The organism is Solibacillus sp. FSL H8-0523 (genome assembly GCF_038051985.1).
Taxonomy (GTDB): domain Bacteria; phylum Bacillota; class Bacilli; order Bacillales_A; family Planococcaceae; genus Solibacillus.
In genome coordinates, this window is sequence record NZ_CP150291.1 from 3,410,246 (window position 1) to 3,426,688 (window position 16,443).

A 16,443-nucleotide genomic window follows, 5' to 3' on the forward strand; every position below is an offset into this window, starting at 1 on the left:
AATTGTCCGTCAAGTTCATCAAAAATAATCATACCTAATGTAACTCATCCCCCAAAGGTACAATAACCTCATCCACCGCCGCTTCAATTTTAGTCCGTATTTCAACGGCTTTGCATCTGGATTTACGGCTTTATACTGATCAAATTGCTTGCTGTTGATGACTCCGCCAATATCCGGAATAGGTTCTGTTCCTATTATGTATTGAACCACGGATAAATGCAGCTGATTTTCTTCCACAAACCAAGTATTTACAAACTTATCAATTGTTTTATTGTAGGATTCAGTGAATTGTAAAGGTGTCACTCACACAATTCCACTAGCGCTCCCCACTAACTTCATCGCAACTCATCTCCATAAGGTACAATCGCCTCATTCAATACACTTAACCACTCACGTTTCATTTCCGGTCCGTACTTCAATGGCTTTGCATCTGGATTTACGGCTTTGTACTTATCGAATTGTTTGCTATCAAGAATCCCCCTGATATTCGGAATGGAGTCTGATCCAGCCATGTATTGAATTGCGGACAAATGCAGTTCACTTTCTTTCACAAACCAAGTTTTAGATAGCTTTTCAATCGTGTTGTCATAGGCATTCGTAAAATAGCGTCTCTTTACAGTCAGAATATCCTCATCTGTGTCTACTTTCCCCGCATCAATATCGTTTAAAATAGCATCATATACAACTTTTACGACTGCTGGTTTATTCAATTTTTGAAGTGCTTTTGCAATCTCTTCCCGGATATCCTGATTATTGGCTGAGTACGTATCTAACAGTCGGTCAATATAAGTGGCATCAATATCATAGATCTTAATCGCATTTTCACCATAGAATTCAATGTCTGAGAAATCATGAACTGTTCCATCTTCGCCTCCCTCATCTACTAATGACCCCTTAACGGTGTTGTATACGCCGATATATTCTTCTAGCGTTTTCACTTGCTCTTGAAGTGCTTTTGACGTCTCCATATTATCGTTGTAATCATCATACGTCACTAGAGCTTCATATGCATTGTTTAGTTCCTGGAATGCTTTCACAAATTCAATTCGCGTTTCCAGGGGTGAATGCTCATTGATGTCGTTTGGATTTGGAACGACTGTCGTTAACGTCTTATGGCCCTTTTTGAAGCGTTTTTTCGAATCATCGTAAGATGCATATACGAGTGTAGTTACCTCTTGTTCTTGTGAATATAACTTCGTAGCGTCCTCTACATGCTTTTCCATTGTCGAAGGTTTTCGAAATGTTACAATCAATCCTTTTGTCTTTCCTGGGTAGGTACGATTGGTGCGTGAAAAGGCTTGTATCAAGTTTGCGTAACTCAAATTACGATCCACAAATAACGTTTGAATGGTCGGTGCATCGAATCCCGTCAATAGGCGGTCTACAACAATCACTAAGTCAATGTGTTTCCCAAACGCTTTGAACTCTGCCTTCTTACGAGCTAAACGGTTGTTTATATCACCATTGTATCGTTCAATATCTTCTATCGACCAAGCTGTATGATAATAATCATTGTAATCCTGAATAACGGCTTTCATTTCATCTTGCGTTTGTTTAGAATCCTCTTCGTTTTCTTGCATCGAATAGGTAATCGCAATTCGTGGAAAATCTGGATCTTCAATCGTCCGCCCCGTTCGAATTGGATGTCCTGCAAATTCATTAGTCAGCCACTCAGGATCTTTCGTCATGTCCTTGATAGCCTGATAGTAGCGTTTCGCCATATTAATGGAGCTTGTTGTTAAAATGGCCGATTTTTGCGGGCGACCATTTTGGAAATCGAATTTGATGTAGGCATTATCTGGGCGGAAAATCTTATGAATGACCTTTTGAATATGTTCATCCTTTTCGAACGTATCCGTATCCAGATATGTCTCCTTTTCCATCCCATTCATTTGGTCGATAACAAGATTGATTTCATCATCCGTAAGGCCAGCATACTTCTCCTGTTGACGTAGCCGATTGAAAATAGAATTCGTTAGCGATGTGGGTTCAATCGAATCCTCGTGCTCTACTTGAAACCCTAAAACAGCCCCATCTTCTAACGCATTTTTAATCGTATAGGTGTGCAAGACTTCCCCATATTGGTCGTGTGTGGTGCGAGCCAATTGACCTTTCGCCTGTTTCTTGTTTTCTTCGAATATCGGTGTTCCCGTGAATCCAAACCATGTTGAATTCGGGAAAAAGTCTTTGATGGCCTTCATACCTTCTGCACTTAACGCCCGGTGGCATTCATCCACGACAAAGACAATATGTTGCCCCATTAGTTTCTTAAAGCGCTGAGTGCCTTTTTGTTCTTCTTGTCTTTCCGCAAAGCGCAAGGCAGCATCTAACTTTTGACGAGTTGTAATAATGACAGTATTGGAATTGGAATCGGATAGTAGGGTATTACTTAGCTCTTTCGCACTTCCAGTTCCGACAATTAAGCTATTGGACTTGGCATTTCCAGAAGAAATACCTGTATTAAACTCGGACGCGAATTTAGTGAATTCAGATGTCGTTTGATTGTCCAAGTCTTTTCGGTCAATGAGCATAATGGTACGGTCTATGCCCGGTTTTCGTGCCAGTAACTTCGTAGATACAAAACTTGTCAACGTCTTTCCCGAACCCGTCGCATGCCAAACATGTCCTGATTCATGTTTTATGGCAGATGTAAATAAGGCTTCAATCGCATGAATTTGATAAGGGTGTAAGACCATTAAGACTTTATTGTCTTGGTCCTCACTTACAATCGTATAATTGGCAACCAGGCGATGTGCATCCGGTATATTTAAGACTTGTTTCACAAACTCATAAAGGTTTTCGACTCTGCGATTATCTGTGGTCCGCCAGCTAAAAACAAATTTCTTATGCATGTCTTTTGGCATCGCATTGGCAAAATAGCGAGTCGTTTGTTCGTTGGAAATAACAAATAACTGAAGGGTAGAAAAGATATTATTCCTAAACATCCCTTCCTCAGCGTATTTCTTGATTTGATTGTAGGCTTGGAATACACCATCTTTGGCACCTACCTGTTTCAATTCAATCTGAACAATTGGCAACCCATTGATGAGAAGCGTCACATCGAATCGTCGATCACGATCATCCATGTTCACCTTTTTCTTCGCAATTTGATGAACAACTTCATATGTAGAGATGCCGCCGCCAATGTCTTGGTTGGAATATAATGTCAATGATATTGAACCTAGGGACACATCTTCACGTTCAATTGTTATGCGGGAGATGCCATTCTCACCCTTAAGCCATCTTGCGGCCTCAAAGGGTGTTATTGTTTTCGATAACAATTCTGTTTTAATTGTGTCGAATTCCTTATCAGAAATGGGGTGTTCGCCAATTTCTGATAAGTTATTTTGCGTAATCTTTTGGTATAGGTTCTTCCATAAGTCTTCTTCTGACTTTAAATCAGGGCGATAATTCCACTGATTATGCCCTTCCCCAAGCACTTCAATGAGGCGGCGTTCCACCTCAGCTTCATCATTGTGCGGTATCTTTGTCATGGTTCATCCCCCCTTCCATTTACTTAGACAAACATCTTTTGTAAGAAAGCTATTTTAGTTTCTTGTAAGACTTCTAACTCACGCTGATAAAGAGCGATGAGGTTGTCTAGTTCTTTGAAGAACGAGCCGATTTTCTGTTGTTCTACTATGTTGGCTGGAAACTGGAAACCCCTTTCCTCTATTGAACCTTTGGTAACATGAACCATAGTAGTACCATTTGTTGTTTGCTTGATTCGCTCTTTATCAGTTTCTAACCAAGTATACAGGTACTGTTTATCTATATTTTCATCTTGAATTTCTAACTTCCATATATGGTAATGAAATATTACACGCTCTTGATTCCATATTTCCGGTCCAAAGCTAGTAGCCCACAAATAAAGTAAGTCTCCTGTATTTGCATATTTATTATCTTCTAACTCAAGATCAGAATAATACCATCTATCATTAGTATTGAAATTCCCTACTCGCAACACCCTATATTTCCCTTTATCCAATAATTCTTTTTGTTTATATGCGCGACCATTTATGAACTTCACCGAACTACCCAACTCACGCTGTTCCCAAGCGTCAGTAAATCCTGGGAACCGAACTTCCGGTGCAAACTCCCCTTCTCTTGGAAACATTTTTTGCAAGAATCCTTGTTTTGTTTGTTTGAGAATGGCTAGCTCTTGCTGATGAAGGGTGATGAGGTGGTCTAAATCGTCGAAGAACTCACCCAACTTTGCTTGTTCTGTTTTTTCAGGAATAGAAATCTTGTAATTAGACACGTCTTTTTTTGTTAGTTGTGGTTGCGCTGAACCAAAGCTAATCAAATCAATTTGTCTTTTTCCAAGTGGCGATTTCAAATATTGTGCAATATAACTTGGTTCTACATCTTCCTTTGAGCGTAAAATTAACATTCCTGAATTAATTCGTGCAAACGGCACTAATGACTTAATATCGTTGTTATACCATGCAATATGACCTATTGAGCCACGAGAAGTTAACACAATGTCATTAAGTTCAAGTTTTCCATTTCCTAAGGCATTAGATTTTTCCTCTGTGATATATTGGTCACTTTCAAACGAGAATCCATTTTTAGTAACGTTTACGGCACTTAGGAATATTGTATGACCCTGATCGGAAAAGTCATCACCAGATGGATAGTTCTTCCCCCTATCCCCATCCATCAAATCAGCAACTTCAGAGAGCCTCCGCTGTTCCCAATCCTCAGTAATCCCCTCAAATCGAATGTCCGGTGTCCGCTTATTTGCCACGATTAAACACCTCCAATGTACCCCTTACCCATTCCGCGTTTTCTTCATCAAATTGTAGTGAAGAAATCATGTCATATAGTTTAGATTCTAGTCCCGCTTTTTCTTTGCGAATGTCTTGGATGTTTGCTCCAATGGTAGCCATGTCCACGGGTACTTCTTCTTCAAATGTGTCTACGTATCTTGGGATGTTTAGGTTAAAGTCATTTTCTTTGATTTCCTCAAATGTAGCAACGTGGGCGTATTTCTCCACGTCTTCTCGCTTCTTATAGGTTTCAACAATCTTATCAATATGTTCTTCGGAAAGTTTATTTTGGTTCTTTACTTTCGTAAACTCGCTACTTGCATCAATAAATAACACATCGCGTGTGCTGCGATTTTTCTTCAAAATGATAACAGTTGTTGGTATGGATGTCCCATAAAATAAGTTGGCTGGCATACCTATTACCGCATCAATACTGCCATCTTCTAATAATTTCTTGCGAATCACACCTTCTGCCGCTCCACGGAACAGTACGCCGTGTGGTAAAACGATTGCCATTGTGCCCAAATCTTTCAAATGATAAAACCCGTGCAATAGAAAAGCAAAGTCTGCCTTCGATTTTGGTGCTAATTTCCCGTAACGATTGAAACGAGAATCATCTAAGAATGTGTCATCAGACGACCAGTTTGCAGAGTAAGGGGGATTCATCAGAACCGAATCAAAGGTATACGGCTCATCTGTCGGCCAATCTTTATTTAACGTATCGCCATTGCGTAAGCGCATATCTTCTTTATCCACACCATGCAAGATTAAGTTCATCTTCGCTAGGTTATACGTCGTTGTATTCAGTTCCTGCCCGTGATACTTTACACTCTCTGGATGGTTAATGTAGTTGCGAATATTTAACATCAAAGAACCTGATCCCATAGTCGGGTCAAATACGCTGAACAGTTTTTTGTCTTCTTGACCAATTGCCGCAATACGAGCCATCATGTCCGAAACTTCATGAGGTGTATAGAATTCCCCAGCCTTTTTGCCCGCTTCGGAGGCAAATTGACCAATCAAGAACTCGTAAGCATCCCCAATGACATCACCATTATGTCCCAGCACGTCCACATCATTTAATTTCTTCAAAACTTCTGTAATGGTAATGTTTCGTTGTTGGTCATCTGATCCTAGCTTTTTTGATTGCAAGTCCACATCATCAAACAATCCGTTGAATTGGTCATATTTTGTAGACAAGTTGATAAAGGCTTTATTCAAGTCATTCAACTGAAACGTATTTTGTTTCGCTTGGTCGGTTAAGACATTGAATAAATACGTCGGCTCAATGTCATAGCCCAATGTATCTACTAGCGTTTCAATTAAGTCATCTTTTATCTCTTCGTCTGTCAATAAATCCGTATACAATTTAGTTTGGTTTTCTTGGGTATTGTATTCTTCTAGCGATTCATCTGCTATTTCAACTACTTTTGCTAATAACTTGTCCGATAAATACTTGTAAAAGATCAATCCTAATAAGTAGTTTTTGTATTCTGATGCATCCATTTTGCTGCGCAAGTTGTCTGCGGCACTAAATAATTTTGTGTTTAATTCAGCCATATTGTGTACCTCACTTTTCTGTATGGGTCTACTTGATTCAATACTTCTACATAAAGTTGGTTTAGGTAGACCATCCCTTGTTAGTATACCATCAAGCGGATTGCTTCACGAGATGTATAGTGCCTCCCTGCAAGTTCAGTGTAGTGGCTAATTAGTTCTTCTGTCTTTCCTTCCCCCTCGTAATATCATTAATGGAAGATATAAAGAACTATTTAGAGTTTCAAGAAATCAGAATTATTGGTCTTTCACTTACTAATGAAAATCCGACTTTATTGGCCTTGAATAAAAAGAAAGTAGAGAGTTTTAAAGAACTTCGATTGAAATGCTTGTTTAATGGAGAAGTTTGTATAGATATACCTAAAATTACGAAATAAAAATAATCCTTTTCAGTAATTGTTTTATTGTTTGACCATTTCAGTCATCTAATGACTCGAATCAATTTAACATAAACATTGATGTAAACCGTCTCTTTTTCATACATTTTATCGTACGATAAGTAAAAGGAGTGTTGACGATATGGACGCAGTAAATTATTCGACCCTACGAAATAACATTAAAAGCTACATGGATCGTGTAACTGATGATTATGAAACACTAATTATTACAAGGAAAAATGGTAAAAATGTTGTAATGATGCCTCTGGACGAATACAACAAATTAATGGAAAGTATCCACTTACTAAGCAGTGACTTAAACAGGGTTGCCCTTGAGAAATCTCTTAAACAACTGGAACATGGCTTTACTGTAAAAAGGTCATTGGTAGATGCGGAGGACAGCCAATAAACATAGTTTTTACAAATTAGTCCTCCCAAAATTGAAATGCAACAAAAATTAGGGGAAATTCCCTTCCGTATACGAACCACCTATTTGTGAGCATAATCCGTGTTGTAAGTATTTCAAATTATATATAATATCAAATTAAATAAAAAAGAGAGGGGGCGACTAACTCCCTTCCTCTCACGAAACCGCGCGTACGTTTATAATGATCTAACCTGATGCCTGTACTACTTTCTGATTTGCTCCCTAGCTTCTAATAACTGCTTTCTCTTTTTTAACATCATTTTCATTTCTCTATTATAATAAACATTGGAGCAATCATTCGTACAGAAGCGGTTGCCTCTCGTATTAGACACCTTCCATGTAATCGATACGATGTAATACGCTTCAGCCTCGTCACTTTTAACATTCCCCCCGCAATGGTAACATTTAAATCCCCATGCCCTTTTTACGTCATTTCTGAAGTATTTTTTATAATGGTTCTTCTCTAATGCTTTAATGTTCAATTCACCCTGTATTAATTCCATCAATAAACAATCATCTTCTGTGGCGTCTATAAAGCCTTCTAATTGCTTTGCTAAATCCATAATGCCCCTCCCCTATTGTCGTTGTCCACATTCACTATCTGCTCTTTCTATATTCTGTTCTTAATAATTATCCCCCTACTTAATATAGTATAGGGTTAAATCCCCAAATTACATTTCTCCCTATTGATAGGATAATGTACTACCGAACTTCTGCAAAAATATGACCTGTTTGAAAGGTATGTAAAAAACATGTAACTGTAGAGAGAGTAGTTACTATAAGCGCGGCTCTAGATATTACATTTACTTCATTTTTCCCGCGCCACATATTATATTCGATTGATTTATTAATAAGATTGGAAAGGCAATTAAAATGCAACATGTAGCACAATTCACCATTTAGTGCAATTCGGTGCGGTAACTTTTTTCTATAAACCGCACCACTACGCTGTACTTTCACCCCCACAGAAAACAAGGCCTAGCTAAACCATTACTTTTTTATAGTTTTTGTTAGGTGAAAATCATACTTTCGCAAAGTAGCCATTTGTACAATAGATATCTATTGTATTTACCGTATACCTCTACTATATTTACCGTAGATTTCTATTATATTTACCGTAGAAACAAGCATGTACAATACTATAACTAGCTGTACATGCTCTTATCTTTTTTTAAGCAAAAAACTTTTTCATGTTCACTTTAACAAACACTCTTGCATTCAACACAACTATATTATTCAATCTACGTAGCATTATAAACTCATCCATTCTAAGTAAACGTTGCAACCGCTTTTTACCAGACGCCCCCTCCAAACTTAATATATCCCGTATATCCTTTTTATTTATCTTCTCACCAATCCCTATTGTAGATAACAAAGCGTTTACTTTATCATACCAAAATGGTTTGTGACCAAATAAATCCCATTTCTTAATTCTACTACCGCCAAAATATTCATGTAGCATTTTTGTTAAAACCGTATCCCTTGTGAAAAGAAATACTTCTGCATCTTGTGTGTTACCATTATTAGCCCTTGCACGATTAAAGCTTGATGTGGCGAGTGGTACGTACAAAAAAGAGCGTGCTGAAACGTACCAGGAGCTTTACGACTTATGGGTGGTTCAATATGAAAATACTGTAGAGGAAAGTACGTTTGTAAAAACAATAGGCCTTTTCAAAAACCATATACTCCCTTCAATGGGCGCATATAAGATTGAAAAAATCACTATCGATATATGTCAAAAGCATGTAAATGAGTGGGCGGGGAAATTGAAGAAGTTTCGTACCGTTAAATCATATGCAACAAAGGTATTAGACTTTGCCATTAAGCGCGGATTCATACAAACGAACCCATTTACACATGTTGAAACGTCTATTAACACTGTTAAAAAGCGGATTGTTGAAGATGACGAAGAATCGGAAAACTTCTATACACGTGAGCAATTAATTCACTTCTTATCATGCTTAGAGCAAGAAAGTAATTTCAAAGCATATGCCCTATTCCGTTTACTTGCCTTCAGCGGTATGCGTAAAGGTGAAGCACTGGCGCTTTCATGGAATGACTTAAACTTCACAACAAACGAGCTGCGTATTAATAAGGCTCTTTCACGAGGGAAAGATAATAAGCTCTATGTTAAATCTACAAAAACAGGTGTTGCTCGTACGATTAAAATGGACGACAAGACAATGACAATATTAAAAGAGTGGAAGAAAAAGCAGAAGCAGGATTATTTAGTGCTAGGCTTCAATACAATGCAACCTAAGCAACTCGTGTTTAGTAATGAAGTGAATGAATACCTACAGCCCACAAAGACTCGTAAGTGGATTCTACACATTCAGAAAAAATATGGGCTAGGTACAATTACAACACACGGATTACGTCATACGCATTGTTCGTTATTATTTGAAGCGGGTGCTAGTTTGAAGGAAGTACAAGATCGTTTAGGACACAGTGATGTACAAACGACAATGAACATCTATGCACACGTTACGAAAAAGGCAAAAGAAGAGGCTATACAGAAGTTTGCTAGCTATATTGAAATGTAATTTTCGTGACTACGTTTTGACTACGCTTTTGACTACGTTCGATTGATATTAAATGAAACTATATGACATAGGGCAAAAGAAAAAACCCTTGATATACAAGGGTTTTGAGGCTCATTGAAATTCAATGAAATCGTATTATGGAGACGGTGGGAGTCGAACCCACGTCCAAAGGCTCCAATACGCCGGCTTCTACGCGTGTAGTCTACCTATTTACAATTCGCGAGTCTTTATGCCGGTAAACAGGCGTCCAGATCGCTAACCTACTAAGCTCTTATTACTGACTCAGGTGGCACCAGTAATCGTATCCCACTAAAGTTGAGCCCGACGATTCTGCACATGGGCGATGCAGAGGCCGAGCGCCTACGAGCTTACGCTGCGAAAGCTAAGTTTTGTTGTTTGCCAGTTATTATATAACTTCCGTTGATGACGAAGACGAGACCTCCGACGCGCGACCAGAGCTTGAACCACCCCTGTCGAATCCGTAACGCCCCCGAAGTATAAGAAAAACTCCGAGTGTTTCGGGAAAGAGTAACAAACTCTTTTAACGTATACCGTATGAGTAGGCATACACTGGCTAGTACAGGTAATTATATGACAAAAATAGCATTCATGCAAGTAAATACGCTGAAATTCTACCTTGCCAATGTTTAGTTAAATTGTCTTTAAAATTTGGTTACGGTAGCTTGCTGGGGACATGCCATTGAAGTGCTTGAACAGCTGTGTAAATTCAAAATAGCCATTTAAGCCAATTGCTTTAGAAATGTCCTTTAAGCTTAATTCTTTTTGTTCTAATAGCTTTTCCGCATGCTTTAGGCGCTGCTTTATAATATAGGCATCAGGTGTTAAGCCCATTTCCTCTGTAAAAAGCGCATAGTAGTTTGAATCATTGACTAAAATTACGTCTTCTACCTTTGCCAGGCAATGTGGATGCTGTAAGTTTTCTTCGATTAATAACAGCACTTTTTTTGTTAACTCCGTGTTTTTATGTTCCATTTTCTGTCATACCCCTATTCGAAATTCATTTTACAATAAAATCCCAAATAATTCATAGAAATCACCTTGGCAAATCAAAAAGGTTATGTGAAACAAAGAAAAGGTACATAGAGTGTGACTCCATGTACCTTTATCACTATTATTGTTGGCGCTCTTTGAAAGCACGCTCCATATCGCGTTTTGCTTCTTTTTGTTTCATGTCGTTACGTTTATCGTAATCTTTTTTACCTTTTGCAAGGCCGATTAAAAGCTTCGCGTAGCCATCTTTAATATAAATTTTTAACGGCACGATTGTGTAGCCATCGCGTTTGACCGCGCCGATTAATTCACTTATTTGCTTTTTATGTAACAGCAATTTACGCTCGCGTAACGGATCATGATTGAAGCGGTTACCTTGTTCAAACGTGGATACATGCATGTTGCGAATCCATGCTTCCCCGTCACGAATACTAACATATGACTCTTTTAGCTGCACACGTGCATCACGGATCGATTTAATTTCGGTACCTGTTAACACCATGCCTGCTTCGATTGTTTCTTCAATAAAGTAATCGTGGCTCGCTTTTTTGTTTTGCGCTAAAACCTTACCTGTGCCTTTTGCCATCATCTACACCTCTATTTATAGAAAGCGTGCTGTAGCATCACCGACACTACAGCAAACAGCCTTATTTATTCTTTTTCTTACCTTTTTTCTTCTTGCCTTTGGCGACTTTTTCGTAGAACTTTGGCTTATCGTCTGATTTGCCTTCTACACGACGACCGCGTGGATCACGATCAGATGTGCCTGTACGCTTTTCTTTTTCAGGGCGTTTTTTACTTTCACCGCGCGTTTTCGGGTTACGTTTCTCGCCCGTACGCTCTTCTTTACGGCGGCCACCTTCACGACGACCTGCATGGATCACTTTCGACACTTGACGACGCGCTGGACGTGCAGTAGACACCATATCTACAATTTCAAAATCAACAGAAGATTCTTCAATGGTCACATTGGCCACACGAATTTTCACTTCATCGCCAATACGGAATTGACGGCCTGTACGCTCACCAATCATTGTTAGATGGCGATCTTCAAAGCGGTAGTAATCATCTGTCATATTTGAAATATGCACTAAGCCTTCAACCGTGTTGTCTAACTCAATGAACATACCAAAGTTCGTAATTGACGAAACAATCCCGATGAATTCCTCGCCCACTTTATCACTCATAAATTGTGCTTTTTTCAGTGCATCCGTATCACGCTCGGCTTCTACCGCGCGACGCTCACGACCTGACGTATGATCAGCGATTTCGTCCATCACTTGACCCCACTGGAATACCGTTTCGCTAGACGTATCTTCATTAATTAAATACGTGCGAATTAAGCGGTGCACGACTAAATCTGGGTAACGACGGATTGGCGACGTAAAGTGCGTATAGAACTCTGTCGATAAACCAAAGTGTCCTAAAGATTCCGCATAGTATTTTGCCTGCTGCATTGAACGCAGTAGCATCGTTGAAATAACAGGCTCTTCTGGTAAGCCTTCAATCGACTTGATTACTTCTTGTAATGCTTTCGGGTGCACAGAGTTACCAGAGCCTTTAATCATAATCCCGAAATTCGTTACGAACTCGAAGAAGCGCTGTAATTTCTCAGGCTTTGGATCTTCGTGAATACGGTAAATAAACGGTACTTCCATCCAGTGGAAATGCTCGGCAACCGTTTCGTTCGCTGCTAGCATGAACTCCTCGATTAGGCGCTCTGCCACTGTACGCTCACGAAGAATAATATCAGTCGGCCAACCGTCTTCATCTACAAGTACCTTTGATTCTTTGAAGTCAAAGTCAATGGCACCACGGTTCATACGTTTGTTACGTAGAATTTGCGCTAAATCCTTCATATCGTTAAACATCGGCACTAGATTTTCATAGCGCGCTATTAACTCCGGATTTTCGTCCGCATTTTCTAAAATGTTATATACATCCGTATATGTCATACGTTCTGTCGTATTAATGACACTTTGGAAGATTTCATGCTTCACGACTTGTCCGGCTTGGTCAATCGTCATTTCACACGATAATGTTAAACGGTCCACTTGTGGATTTAATGAACAAATGCCGTTCGATAGACGGTGTGGAATCATTGGGATTACGCGGTCTGTTAAATATACAGACGTCGCACGCTCATATGCTTCCTTATCGAGTACCGAACCTTGCGTCACGTAATAGCTTACGTCCGCAATGTGTACACCTAGCTTGTACGTACCGTCATCATTTTTAATGACCGTAACTGCGTCATCTAAGTCTTTTGCGTCCGCGCCGTCAATTGTCACGATTACTTCATTACGTAAATCACGACGACCGACTAAGTCTTCTTCTGAAATTTCATCCGGAACCTGTGTTGCTGCTTCTACTACTTCTGATGGGAACTCAGGTGGAATCTCGTATTTATAAAGGATCGATAGAATGTCCACACCTGGGTCATTTTTATGTCCTAAAATTTTTGTAATCATGCCGGTAGCTGATTTTGTTTCATCTGGCCAATGCGTGATCTCTGCCACTACTTTATGGCCATCTACCGCGCCAAGAGTATCCTCTTTGGCAATGAAAATATCCATATTTAATTTTTTATCGTCTGTTACGACGAAGCCAAAACCGCGATTTGCTTGATATGTCCCAACAAATGTTGTCTTGCTGCGCTCAACAACTTTCGTAACCGTACCTTCACGACGATCACCGGATTGCTCTTTTAAAATGCGCACAAGAACGGTATCGCCATTTAATGCGCCGTTCGTTTCGTGTGATGGAATGAACACATCATCCGTTCCTTGCTCTTCTGGTGCTACGAAACCAAAACCTTTTGCGTTACCAATAAAGCGACCGCGCAGTAAGTTCATGCGATCTGGTAAACCGTATCGATTTGAACGAGAACGCACAATATAGCCTTGTGCCTCCATTTTTACGAGTGTTTTGACTAATTCGCGGAAATCATCCGCCTCTTCTAATTCAAACGCATCTTCAATTTCAGATACGGTCATTGGTTTATATTCTTCTTCTTTCATAAACGCTAAAATGCGTTGTTGTAAATCATTTTGTTGTGTCATATAGTTTCCCTCCTTTGAACAGAAAAATTTTATCCCAACATTAGACTATCCAATCTAACGAATTTAAAAACGTGAGAACTGCTTCGTGTAGTTTGTCTTTTTCTTTATCGAGTGTAATAACATGTCTTGATTCATCAAACCAGCGTATATGCTTATCATTTGATTCCACCGAATGATAAATAATATTCGCTGAATCGGGATCGATTACTTCATCATGTGTTGCTTGAATGACGAAAATGGGTGCATATAGCATATCAATGGACTGTCTTACATCGGAAATGAGCTGTTGTAATGCAGGTAATGAATCCATGCCCTGCTTTTCAATCGCTTCTATCTCTATGTTAATTTCCTGTTCACTTTTACGTTGTTGTTTTTTATATTGTTTTGCATATTCAAGTACGCCTTCAAACATTTTGTCTGTCGTGCGCATTGTCATTGGCGAGCACATTGTGACTACACCCTTTACTGGCTGCTCCAGCGCAAGCTTTAATGAAAATACACCGCCAAGCGAAAGGCCAGCGACAGCAATTTCTTCATAACCAGCTGCTTTTAATTCATTATACCCACAAATCACGTCTTGCCACCATTCATTTGGATGGGAAGCAATTAATTCTTCAGGCGGTACACCATGTCCCTTATAGTGTGGCGCAAGTGATGTATAACCATGCTTCTCTAAGTAGCGTCCAAGCATGCGCACATCGGCACTGCTACCGGTAAACCCATGTAATAATAACACCGCTCGCTTTCCTGCTTGGAAGAAAAACGGTGAAGACAAAGCTGTTTTCATGCTCATGGCTCCTGTCTTAGGTATATGAAAAATACGATCCAAGCACACCCTCGAATCGCGTAAAACTTTCCATTTCTTCTATTATACTGTGTTTCTTCGTGGACTAAAAGAAAAAGCCTAACCCAAAGCTAAATAGCTCGGTTAGGCGTTTGAATTCATTCGATTAGAATTTTGTAATAGCTAATGCTAATACGAAGAATAAAACAGAAAGTACGATTGTTACGCGGTGTAATACTAAATCCATCCCGCGAGCCTTCTGCTTACCGAAAAGTTGTTCAGCTCCACCAGAGATGGCACCTGATAAACCTGCGCTCTTACCTGATTGTAATAATACTACTACGATTAAGGCTAAAGCTACAATAAGAAGTAATACAGTAAATAACGTATGCATTTGCTCCACCTCCTAGACATGGACGTCACAATACACAATAGTATAGCAAAATCCGCTCACTTTTACAATCTTTGTTTGGCAAAGAACACCAAATTTTCTTACATTATTAAAAAGAATTTATACAGCTTAAAGCATATCTACATTTTAGCTTTCCCACTATATAAAAAAACCTCACACTTTTTAGTAATGCGAGGCGTTTGTCAGGCTTAATTATATACGTTTAATATTTAGCGGCGTCTGACGATGGGTGTAAAATTTGCTCTACTTCTTCATCCGTTACATTAAAATCATAAAAATCTTTATAGTAGCTCTTAATTTCAGCGTTCATGTCATAGTTGAATAACTCTGGCTGGTTTTTGTTCGCTAACCATTTCAACATTAATGGCGCGTCACCACTTGGTGGGAACCAACGATAAATCCCTAAAGGAATCTTATATACTTGTTTATTTTTAACTGCGTCAACACTGCTCCAGTCTTGGCCAGGAATTGTATTGTTATAAAGATCTTCTGGTTGGATTGGTGTGAAGTTTGTTAAATAAATAATGTCTGGATTCCATTCGTAAATTTGTTCCATGTTGATATCTTTACGACCTGTTACCTCATCTTCTGCTACATCATTTGCGCCTGTCGCGTTTAACCACTGATTACCGAAGAAGTTTTTACCACCAACTGTGATGGCCTGCTCTGATAATTGGTACATCATTAACGCATTTGGCTTTTGTTCTTTCGTTAAGTCGCCTATTTTCTCGTAAATTTCCTCTTGAACAGCAGTACCTACTTCAATAAATTTATCTGCACGGTCTGTTGTGTTTGCGATTTCACCTGTTAATTGTAACCAGCTGTTAAATGTCGCAAGTGGCTCTGCAGCAGCTGCATCAATTGCTTTAATTGCCACGGTGTTAATGCCTGCTTTACGCGTTGCTTCAATTGATTTTTCATCTGTTGAGAGCTCAAAATACACGTCTGGTTTAATGTTCAGTAATTCCTCTACGTTCATTTCGCCATTTTTAACAAATGAAGTATCCGCATTTAAAATCTCTGGTGCCATTTTCGCTAAAATTGAATTTTCTGCCGCATTATAAGAGTTCGGGTGCATCCCAACGATTTCTTTTGCTGAGTTTGTTGCCACATACCACGTGTGGAAATACGGTAAAATACCACCTGAAACGATTGAATTTACTTCACCCGGAATCGTTACTTCTGTGCCCGCTTGGTCGATGATGATTTTTTCCTCTACGGTTGTTTGAATCTCTCCACCTGTTTCAATTGCTGGTGTTGTTCCTTCTTTATCTGAACATGCCGCTAGCGCCATCGCTGCTAATGCAAGTGTTGTTAACATTGCTTTACGTCTAAACATTGCTCTCTCTCCTTAAACATTTATAAGTCATTTGAATTAGTTGATTTTTCTAAAAATCGACCACAAATCAAAAATACATAAAAAATGATTTGAATTCATTATGATATTGAGTATAATTGATAATGATTTTCATCGTCAATAAGCTTTTGGGAATTAAAT

14 protein-coding genes, 1 other RNA gene and 1 pseudogene are annotated in these 16,443 nt (G+C 39.1%); 3 read left to right on the top strand and 13 right to left on the bottom strand.

What is annotated here, in order from left to right:
* Window positions 1-18: 18 nt before the first annotated feature.
* Genes NSQ62_RS17080 through NSQ62_RS17095 form a run of 4 tightly spaced genes read right to left on the bottom strand, consistent with a single transcriptional unit; the run spans window position 19 to window position 6,332 of the window.
* On the bottom strand, window positions 19-303 hold the full coding sequence (locus NSQ62_RS17080) for a hypothetical protein (RefSeq protein ID WP_341321288.1): 285 nt from the start codon (window positions 301-303) through the stop codon (window positions 19-21).
* 32 nt (window positions 304-335) lie between these two features.
* Window positions 336-3,494, bottom strand: a complete 3,159-nt coding sequence (locus NSQ62_RS17085; protein ID WP_341321289.1) for an HsdR family type I site-specific deoxyribonuclease — start codon at window positions 3,492-3,494, stop codon at window positions 336-338.
* Window positions 3,495-3,517: 23 nt separating this feature from the next.
* On the bottom strand, window positions 3,518-4,750 hold the full coding sequence (locus NSQ62_RS17090) for a restriction endonuclease subunit S (RefSeq protein ID WP_341321290.1): 1,233 nt from the start codon (window positions 4,748-4,750) through the stop codon (window positions 3,518-3,520).
* Window positions 4,740-6,332, bottom strand: a complete 1,593-nt coding sequence (locus NSQ62_RS17095) for a type I restriction-modification system subunit M (RefSeq protein ID WP_341321291.1) — start codon at window positions 6,330-6,332, stop codon at window positions 4,740-4,742. The genes NSQ62_RS17090 and NSQ62_RS17095 overlap by 11 nt, the downstream gene beginning before the upstream one ends.
* Before the next feature lie 516 nt (window positions 6,333-6,848).
* Between NSQ62_RS17095 and NSQ62_RS17100 the strand changes: the two genes are divergently transcribed.
* Window positions 6,849-7,115, top strand: coding sequence for a type II toxin-antitoxin system prevent-host-death family antitoxin (locus tag NSQ62_RS17100; RefSeq protein WP_341321292.1), 267 nt, complete (start codon window positions 6,849-6,851; stop codon window positions 7,113-7,115).
* Between the two features lie 221 nt (window positions 7,116-7,336).
* On the opposite strand, the gene NSQ62_RS17105 is transcribed toward NSQ62_RS17100, so the two are convergent.
* Both NSQ62_RS17105 and NSQ62_RS17110 read right to left on the bottom strand, forming a co-directional pair.
* A complete protein-coding gene (locus tag NSQ62_RS17105; RefSeq protein ID WP_341321293.1) occupies window positions 7,337-7,696 on the bottom strand; it encodes a hypothetical protein in 360 nt (119 codons plus the stop codon).
* Window positions 7,697-8,304: 608 nt separating this feature from the next.
* The gene (locus NSQ62_RS17110; RefSeq protein ID WP_341323993.1) at window positions 8,305-8,703 is read right to left on the bottom strand and encodes a hypothetical protein; all 399 of its coding nucleotides are present in this window, start codon (window positions 8,701-8,703) and stop codon (window positions 8,305-8,307) included.
* On the opposite strand from NSQ62_RS17110, the pseudogene NSQ62_RS17115 reads away from it, so the two are divergent.
* Window positions 8,684-8,878 (top strand): annotated as a pseudogene (locus tag NSQ62_RS17115) (N-terminal phage integrase SAM-like domain-containing protein); the annotation flags it as partial. The gene NSQ62_RS17110 and the pseudogene NSQ62_RS17115 sit on opposite strands and share 20 nt — an antisense overlap.
* 21 nt (window positions 8,879-8,899) lie before the next feature.
* A complete protein-coding gene (locus NSQ62_RS17120; protein ID WP_341323964.1) occupies window positions 8,900-9,676 on the top strand; it encodes a site-specific integrase in 777 nt (258 codons plus the stop codon).
* 135 nt (window positions 9,677-9,811) lie between these two features.
* Here the strand turns inward: NSQ62_RS17120 and ssrA are convergent.
* The 7 genes from ssrA to NSQ62_RS17155 all read right to left on the bottom strand — a co-directional run bounded on the left by ssrA (window position 9,812) and on the right by NSQ62_RS17155 (window position 16,284).
* Window positions 9,812-10,168: a transfer-messenger RNA gene (gene ssrA, locus NSQ62_RS17125) on the bottom strand.
* Between the two features lie 159 nt (window positions 10,169-10,327).
* The gene (locus NSQ62_RS17130) at window positions 10,328-10,669 is read right to left on the bottom strand and encodes an AraC family transcriptional regulator (RefSeq protein ID WP_341321294.1); all 342 of its coding nucleotides are present in this window, start codon (window positions 10,667-10,669) and stop codon (window positions 10,328-10,330) included.
* A gap of 139 nt (window positions 10,670-10,808) precedes the next feature.
* Window positions 10,809-11,273 carry an SsrA-binding protein SmpB gene (gene smpB / locus NSQ62_RS17135; RefSeq protein WP_341323965.1) on the bottom strand — a complete coding sequence of 155 codons (465 nt, stop codon included), beginning with the start codon at window positions 11,271-11,273 and terminating at the stop codon, window positions 10,809-10,811.
* A 61-nt stretch (window positions 11,274-11,334) separates the two neighbouring features.
* On the bottom strand, window positions 11,335-13,749 hold the full coding sequence (gene rnr / locus NSQ62_RS17140; RefSeq protein ID WP_341321295.1) for a ribonuclease R: 2,415 nt from the start codon (window positions 13,747-13,749) through the stop codon (window positions 11,335-11,337).
* Between the two features lie 40 nt (window positions 13,750-13,789).
* Window positions 13,790-14,536: an alpha/beta fold hydrolase gene (locus NSQ62_RS17145; RefSeq protein WP_341321296.1), complete on the bottom strand. Its 747-nt coding sequence runs from the start codon at window positions 14,534-14,536 to the stop codon at window positions 13,790-13,792.
* A 163-nt stretch (window positions 14,537-14,699) separates the two neighbouring features.
* A complete protein-coding gene (secG, locus tag NSQ62_RS17150) occupies window positions 14,700-14,927 on the bottom strand; it encodes a preprotein translocase subunit SecG (protein ID WP_341321297.1) in 228 nt (75 codons plus the stop codon).
* Window positions 14,928-15,147: 220 nt separating this feature from the next.
* On the bottom strand, window positions 15,148-16,284 hold the full coding sequence (locus NSQ62_RS17155) for an ABC transporter substrate-binding protein (RefSeq protein WP_341321298.1): 1,137 nt from the start codon (window positions 16,282-16,284) through the stop codon (window positions 15,148-15,150).
* Window positions 16,285-16,443: the final 159 nt, after the last annotated feature.

Coding starts and splice junctions, on each gene's coding strand:
- NSQ62_RS17085 (WP_341321289.1), bottom strand. CDS start 3,494: ATGACAAAGATACCGCACAATGATGAAGCTGAGGTGGAACGCCGCCTC.
- NSQ62_RS17095 (WP_341321291.1), bottom strand. CDS start 6,332: ATGGCTGAATTAAACACAAAATTATTTAGTGCCGCAGACAACTTGCGC.
- NSQ62_RS17100 (WP_341321292.1), top strand. CDS start 6,849: ATGGACGCAGTAAATTATTCGACCCTACGAAATAACATTAAAAGCTAC.
- NSQ62_RS17105 (WP_341321293.1), bottom strand. CDS start 7,696: ATGGATTTAGCAAAGCAATTAGAAGGCTTTATAGACGCCACAGAAGAT.
- NSQ62_RS17130 (WP_341321294.1), bottom strand. CDS start 10,669: ATGGAACATAAAAACACGGAGTTAACAAAAAAAGTGCTGTTATTAATC.
- smpB (WP_341323965.1), bottom strand. CDS start 11,273: ATGGCAAAAGGCACAGGTAAGGTTTTAGCGCAAAACAAAAAAGCGAGC.
- rnr (WP_341321295.1), bottom strand. CDS start 13,749: ATGACACAACAAAATGATTTACAACAACGCATTTTAGCGTTTATGAAA.
- NSQ62_RS17145 (WP_341321296.1), bottom strand. CDS start 14,536: ATGAAAACAGCTTTGTCTTCACCGTTTTTCTTCCAAGCAGGAAAGCGA.
- secG (WP_341321297.1), bottom strand. CDS start 14,927: ATGCATACGTTATTTACTGTATTACTTCTTATTGTAGCTTTAGCCTTA.
- NSQ62_RS17155 (WP_341321298.1), bottom strand. CDS start 16,284: ATGTTTAGACGTAAAGCAATGTTAACAACACTTGCATTAGCAGCGATG.